The 6556-nt window shown below is 55.9% G+C and carries 4 protein-coding genes; 3 read left to right on the top strand and 1 reads right to left on the bottom strand.

Going from position 1 to position 6556, the window contains the following annotated elements; translation table 11 throughout:
* Positions 1-289: 289 nt before the first annotated feature.
* On the bottom strand, positions 290-2362 hold the full coding sequence (locus tag BUB22_RS15730; protein ID WP_139259056.1) for a metallopeptidase domain-containing protein: 2073 nt from the start codon (positions 2360-2362) through the stop codon (positions 290-292).
* Positions 2363-2523: 161 nt separating this feature from the next.
* Here BUB22_RS15730 and BUB22_RS15725 point away from each other — a divergent pair, with 161 nt between their 5' ends.
* The 3 genes from BUB22_RS15725 to BUB22_RS15715 all read left to right on the top strand — a co-directional run bounded on the left by BUB22_RS15725 (position 2524) and on the right by BUB22_RS15715 (position 6403).
* Positions 2524-3408: a phosphoribosylaminoimidazolesuccinocarboxamide synthase gene (locus BUB22_RS15725; RefSeq protein WP_073116610.1), complete on the top strand. Its 885-nt coding sequence runs from the start codon at positions 2524-2526 to the stop codon at positions 3406-3408.
* A gap of 191 nt (positions 3409-3599) precedes the next feature.
* Positions 3600-4856, top strand: a complete 1257-nt coding sequence (locus BUB22_RS15720) for a CobW family GTP-binding protein (RefSeq protein WP_073116614.1) — start codon at positions 3600-3602, stop codon at positions 4854-4856.
* 71 nt (positions 4857-4927) lie between these two features.
* Positions 4928-6403 (top strand): amidophosphoribosyltransferase, encoded by a 1476-nt coding sequence (locus BUB22_RS15715; protein WP_073116608.1) that lies wholly within the window; start codon positions 4928-4930, stop codon positions 6401-6403.
* The last annotated feature ends 153 nt before the right edge of the window (positions 6404-6556 follow it).

Below are 6556 nucleotides of genomic sequence, written 5' to 3'. Positions count from 1 at the left end.
TTGTAGTTGACTTTTGCCATTGTTTTACCTTTTTGGGGTTGCGCAATGAATATAGTAGCTTATGCTACCCTCTTATTAAACTCCTGCATGGTCCAATCTAAAACTTTCAAAAGTCAATAATCTTATGCAACAAAAATTAAATTTTTTAGATATTTTTAGCATTTTCAATAAGATTTATCACAAATTATATCTATATGCAACACATTGTTCTATATACGAAAGGCCGGGAGCACAAAAGGCCAGCCAGCCTGAACAGGCAGGTCCCTCCTCCGGCATTTATAAATACCGTTTATTTCAGGCGGATTGCACGGACCGCCGAAACGCTCGCACCCGACACGCGTACAACACGCGCGCCATGCCCAAAGTGGGCCAGGTCATACTCCATAGATTCGCCCGCAAGGCGGTCCTGGAGAAGCAAGTTCCCCTGCAGGTCAAACACCTGGAGCAACTTCTCGCCCGCTACAAGCGCATCGACATGCAGGCGCGAACCCTCAACCCGCAGGCGGAACGTTCCCGCACCGTGCACAGGCGATGCAACCGTCGTCGCAGAACTCGATTCGATAAGCCCGCTACTGCTGGACACACTTGTCTCGCTGCTGCTCGACTGCGGTGTGACGCTGGAGGAGGAATTCGCGGAACTGCTGCTCGAAACCGCACTGCTGCTGGATTCCGCGCCGTAAGTGCAGTTGTCTACCCGCACGCCGCTCCGCGTCGCGAAGCAGACCAAAGTATCTTTCTCGGTAATAGAGAACAGCCCGAAAGACACGGAGTTCTTCCACGCGGGGAACCGTTCCAGCTTGGTCACCTTCTGCGAGCCCGGGAACGGGTCGTCGACAAAATTCTTCGCCCTGAATCCGCCGCTGTAGTCCGGCACCTTGATAGTGCCCGCTTCCACCACGTCGACACGCTGATGTGCAGGATTATCGTTCAGGGTATTGTTGAACCACGAGTCATAATCGTAGTCGATATGCCACACGAGCAGGCCGTGATTCGGGAGCTTCGCATCCCAGCCGGTAAGCTGGCGATTTTCCAGCACGAACCATTCGTCCTCGGTCGAGGGAACCGGAACCTTGTAGGCAACGTTGCTCGTATTCAGGGGCGGAATCGCCGTCACATCCACCGACGGGTCCAGCTCCACATAGTCCATCCAACCCATGAAATTGCGTTCAAACGCGCTATACCCGGGCGGCGAGACGCTGTTGTTCGCATACATCCCCGTAGCCATCACGTCCCAGTAATACACTCCCGGCGACTGGTAGAGCGAATCGGTATAGTCGCTCGAATTGTGGCACCCGTGCACGCAGTAGTGGTCCTTGAGCCCCATGGAATGGCTGAACTCGTGCAGAAAAGACGGGAAAAGGTCGGACTTCTGGCTTATAACCAGGTAACGGTTGAACTTTTTCCCGTTGCCCGCATCCTGAACGCCGACATCGCCGTTGTTCCTGTACTTCAGCTGGTAATGGAATCCGCCAAACGATACGTTATTGGAATAGAAAGTCGGCCCGGCATGAATCACGCCAAGCATGTCCACCTCGCCGTCGTTATCGGCATCGTACCGGCGGGCATCGAACGACGGATACTTCTGCTTGATGGCATCTATCGTGAGCTTTACAAAGAACGCTTCCTTCTTGATATAGTCGGCAAGGTTCGCGTTCACCTTCACGAAATAGAGGTCGAAGCCGGGCGTGAATACTCCCATCGACTGGTCGTGAAAATAGTCCCGCACCGAGCCCACATAGCCGCCCTTGGTGTCGCCTTCCCTGTTGAACCTGTTGTACATGGAGGTCGAATCGAGGTTCGTCTCACTCCCGAATTCCACGAAGGCAACGGGAAAGCGATTCTCGCCATTCACGAACCCGTTCGGCGAGACCATCTTGAGCAGGGCGCGCTTGCCCGCATCCGAGGAATTCCTCGCCCGGGTCGGGACCCACGGGGCACGTTCCGCCTTTGCGGTATCCTGCGGCATTACCCTCGCCGGGTGGAGCCTGCGGTAGGCCTCCATCTGCTTTTCGCGGTTCACGGCGGGCCGGAACTGCCTCGCCCTCGATGCACCTGGACGCGACCCTTCGAGCGCCGAACCGCCTGCATCGCGGGCAACGGAGCCACGTGCATCGGCATCACGGGCCTTTACCTTCGTGGGGAGGCCGTCCTGGTCGGCATAGTAGTACAGGTTGTCTTTCCCCTGAACGAGCAGGTCGCCCGATTCCGTGGTAACGTAGAAGAAGCGCTCGTCGCCCACGACAATAACCGTAAGCGAATCTCCCCCGTTGTCGATTTTCCGCGGAGCCGGGTTGAACGGGGCAGCAAGAGATGCCCCCGCAACAAGCATTACTGTGACTAAAGCCGCACCAAGTTTTTTCATAATCCCATATCTCCTAATCCAAAAATACACTTTTCCGGCCTGAACGCAAGTAAAAAACATTATTATCACACGGAATCCTATTTAACAATTAGCCAGTAACTAGTAACTTGCAACTCAAAACATGCCCGAATGGCGCAAATTTTGCTAAATTTACGGCCACTATGAGCTTAAAATTTGATACCCCCATTACCGAAGTTCCGCTGTTCCACCAGGGCAAAGTACGCGACATGTACGACCTGGGCGACAGCTTCCTGATGGTCGCCAGCGACCGTCTTTCCGCTTTTGACGTGGTGCTCCCCACCCCGATCCCTGGTAAGGGCAAAATCCTCAACCAGCTTTCGCTGTTCTGGTTCAAGCACCTCGGCATGAAGAACCACCTCATCACCGCCGACGTGAACGAATACCCCGAAGTGCTCAAGAAGCACGCCGACTACCTGCGCGGCCGTTCCATGATCGTGAAGAAGGCCAAGCGCCACTCCGTGGAATGCATCGTGCGCGGCTACATCGTGGGTTCCGGCTGGAAGGACTACCAGAAGACTGGCCGCATCTGCGGTCACGTGCTCCCCTCCAACCTGCAGCTCTGCCAGAAACTCGAGACTCCGCTCTACACGCCGAGCACCAAGCCCGACGTTGGCCACGACGAGAACATCAGCTTTGAACAGACCTTCGACATCGTGGGCGAAAAGGTCGCCACCGAACTCAAGAGCATGTCGTTGGACATCTACACGAAGGCCCGCGACTACGCTGCCAGCAAGGGAATCATCCTCGCCGACACCAAGTTCGAATTCGGTGAAATCGACGGCGAAACCGTGCTCATCGACGAAGTGCTCACGCCGGACTCCAGCCGCTACTGGCCGGCCGACAAGTACCAGGTGGGCAAGAACCAGGAAAGCTTCGACAAGCAGTACGTGCGTGACTGGCTCGAAACTCTCGACTGGGGCAAGACCTACCCGGGTCCGGAAATCCCGGCAGACGTCGTGAAGAACACGCTTGCCAAGTACGAAGAAATCTTCGTGCGCCTCACCGGCAAGAAGCCGGAACTGTAAAGCGACCGTTCGCGCTAGACTCGGGGAATTATTCTCCGGTCTGCGCTCACTCTCGCGACCGCGCCTAGTTAATACCAGGCGCTTGTCGCTCACAGAGCGACCGCTGTTCGCGCAAAACGTATTTCCAGGCCGTCGGCTCCAGGGCCTGCGGCCTTTTTAAACAAAAGAAAATTCATCCGAAGGATATGAAAATGAAATCTGTACCTATTACGCTGCTCACCGGTTACCTCGGAGCCGGAAAGACGACCCTCCTGAACTTTGTCCTCAACAACCAGCAGGGTTACCACGTCGCCGTCATCGTGAACGACATCGGCGAAGTGAACATCGACCAGACGCTCATCGAGAAGGGCGGGAACATCACGAAGGAAGATTCCGGCAAGGTTGTGCCGCTCTCCAATGGTTGCATCTGCTGCTCCCTCAAGACCGACCTCCTGGAACAGATTGCCGAACTCCTCGAGATGAACAAGTTCGACTACATCCTCATCGAGGCAAGCGGCATCTGCGAGCCCGTGCCTATCGCGCAGACCATCTGCATGGCGGGCAGCCAGCTGCAGAGCCGCGACGGACGCCCTCTCGCCTGCCACCTCGACAACGTCGTTTCCGTGGTGGACGTGGCCCGCCTCGCCGACGAATTCGCCGGCGGCCAGAAATTGCTTTCGAACGACCTCGAAGAAGAAGACATCGCGAACCTCCTTATCCAGCAGATTGAGTTCTGCAACACCATCGTGATGAACAAGGTCGATTCCATCAGCAAGAACGACCTTGAGCACGTGAAGGCGGTTGTCCGCGCGCTCCAGCCCGAAGCCAAGATGATCGAAACGAACTACGGCAAGGTCGAGATGAAGGACATCCTCGATACCAAGCAGTTCGACTTCGAGAAGGTCGGGAACTCCGCCGCCTGGGCCAAGGAACTCATGAAAGAGACGAAGCCCGAAGACGACGATGATGACCACGACGAACACGAGCATCACCACGACCATGATGATGACCACGACGAGCATGATGACCATAGCCACTGCGACCACGAGCACGGCGTGTGCCATTGCGGCCACCACCACGACAAGGACCATCCGCATGGCGACGAGTACGGCATCAGCACGTTCGTGTACGAACGCCGCCGCCCGCTTGTCCGCGACAAGTTCGAGACGTTCCTTGACAACTACCCCACGAGCATCATCCGCACCAAGGGCCTCGTGTGGTTCGAGGACGAACGCAACAACAGCTACCTGTTCGAGCAGGCCGGCAAGCAGGCTTCCGCACAGAATTTCGGGCCCTGGTTCGCCAGCGAAAGCGAAGAAGAGCAGAAGCGCCTGCTGCGCGAGAACCCCGACCTCGTAAAGGTGTGGGACGAAAAGTACGGTGACCGCATCATCCGCCTCGTCTTCATTGGCCAGCACATGGACAAGAAGAAGATTATCGCCGCGATGGACAACTGCCTCGGAGAGTAAAAGGACAGTTCGGCCATCATTTTTTTATTTTTGTCTTCGTAAAATTCAGGCCTTTTCTCAAGGAGATCTATATGGGCGGCTTTTGTGGTGTTGTTTCTAAGGAAGATTGCGTAAGCGACCTCTTTTTCGGGACAGACTACCATTCACATCTAGGTACACACCGCGGCGGTATGGCTGTCTTGAACGGCAGTGGCAAGTTCCACCGTTCCATCCACAACATCCAGAACACGCCGTTCCGTAGCAAGTTCGAGCACGACCTCGCTGCGTTCTCCGGCAAGGTGGGCATCGGTGTCATCTCTGACACCGACCCGCAGCCGCTCGTCATGACCTCCAAGCTCGGGACATTCGCGATTGTCACCGTGGGCCTCCTCACGAACATCGAGGAACTGAAGGACGAACTCTTCAAGAACAACTGCATGCAGCTCCAGTACTCCACGACGAGCGGCATGGTTGGCCCGACCGAAGTCGTATCCGCGCTCATCGCGACCCGCGACTCGATTGTCGACGGCCTCAAGTACGTCCACGAGAAGGTGAAGGGCAGCTGCTCTATCTTGCTCATGGACAGCGACGGCAGGTTCTTCGCGAGCCGCGACCGCTGGGGACGCACGCCCATCGTTCTCGGTAAAAAAGAAGGCTCGATGATTGCCGTGCAAGAAAGCTGCGCGCTCCACAACCTCGGGTACGAACACGTTCGTGACATCGGCCCGGGCGAAATCGTGGAACTCACGCCCGATGGCGACATCACGCTCGTCAAGCCCGGCAAGAAAATGGCAATCTGCTCGTTCCTCTGGGTCTACTACGGCTACCCCGCCTCGAGCTACGAAGGCCGCAATGTGGAAATGACACGCTACCGCTGTGGCTCCGCGCTCGCAAAGCGCACCCCCACCGAAGCCGATGCCGCCTGCGGTATTCCGGATTCCGGCACGTCGCACGCCCTCGGTTACGCGCACGAGGCCGGCATCAAGTTCGCGCGCCCCTTCGTGAAGTACACGCCCACCTGGGCCCGCTCCTTCATGCCGCAAGACCAGAAACAGCGCGAACGCGTGGCCTCCATGAAGCTCATTCCCATCCCGGGCCTCATCAAGGACCGCCGTCTCGTATTCTGCGACGACTCCATCGTGCGCGGCACGCAGCTCGGAAAGCAGGCCTTGAAGCTTTATTCACTTGGTTGTAAAGAAACGCACATGCGTATCGCATGCCCGCCGCTCGTTTACCCCTGCAAGTTCATCAACTTCTCGCGCTCCAAGAACGAGTACGACCTGATTACGCGCCGCTACATCCGCGACCAGGAAGGCGAGAACGCAGAAATCGAGAAGTACACCGATCCGGATGGCCAACCCTACAAGGACATGGTCGAATACATCCGCAAGAAGCTGAACCTCACGACGCTTGCCTTCCAGCGCATCGACGACGTGATTCACGCCATCGGGCTCCCCGAAGACCAGCTCTGCACCTACTGCTGGAGCGGCAAGGACTACGAAGAAACTGGCGACTGCTATCACTGCCCCTGCGAGGAATGCGCCAGCAAGCGCGAAAAGAAAGACTAGTAACAGGTCACAAAGCATTTAAAAGCACCCTGTCGTTGACAGGGTGCTTTTTGTAATGTGGATTTGTAGGTTTTTTAATAGTGGGTTCATGAACAACCATATTCATTACCGGTTAAGTTAAAATATATCCTTTTTTCTTGTTAAGTGGTATAC

The organism is Fibrobacter sp. UWCM (assembly GCF_900129735.1).
Lineage (GTDB): Bacteria > Fibrobacterota > Fibrobacteria > Fibrobacterales > Fibrobacteraceae > Fibrobacter.
The sequence above is the reverse complement of the archived record's forward strand: the minus strand, read 5'-3'. Positions and strand labels throughout refer to the sequence as shown.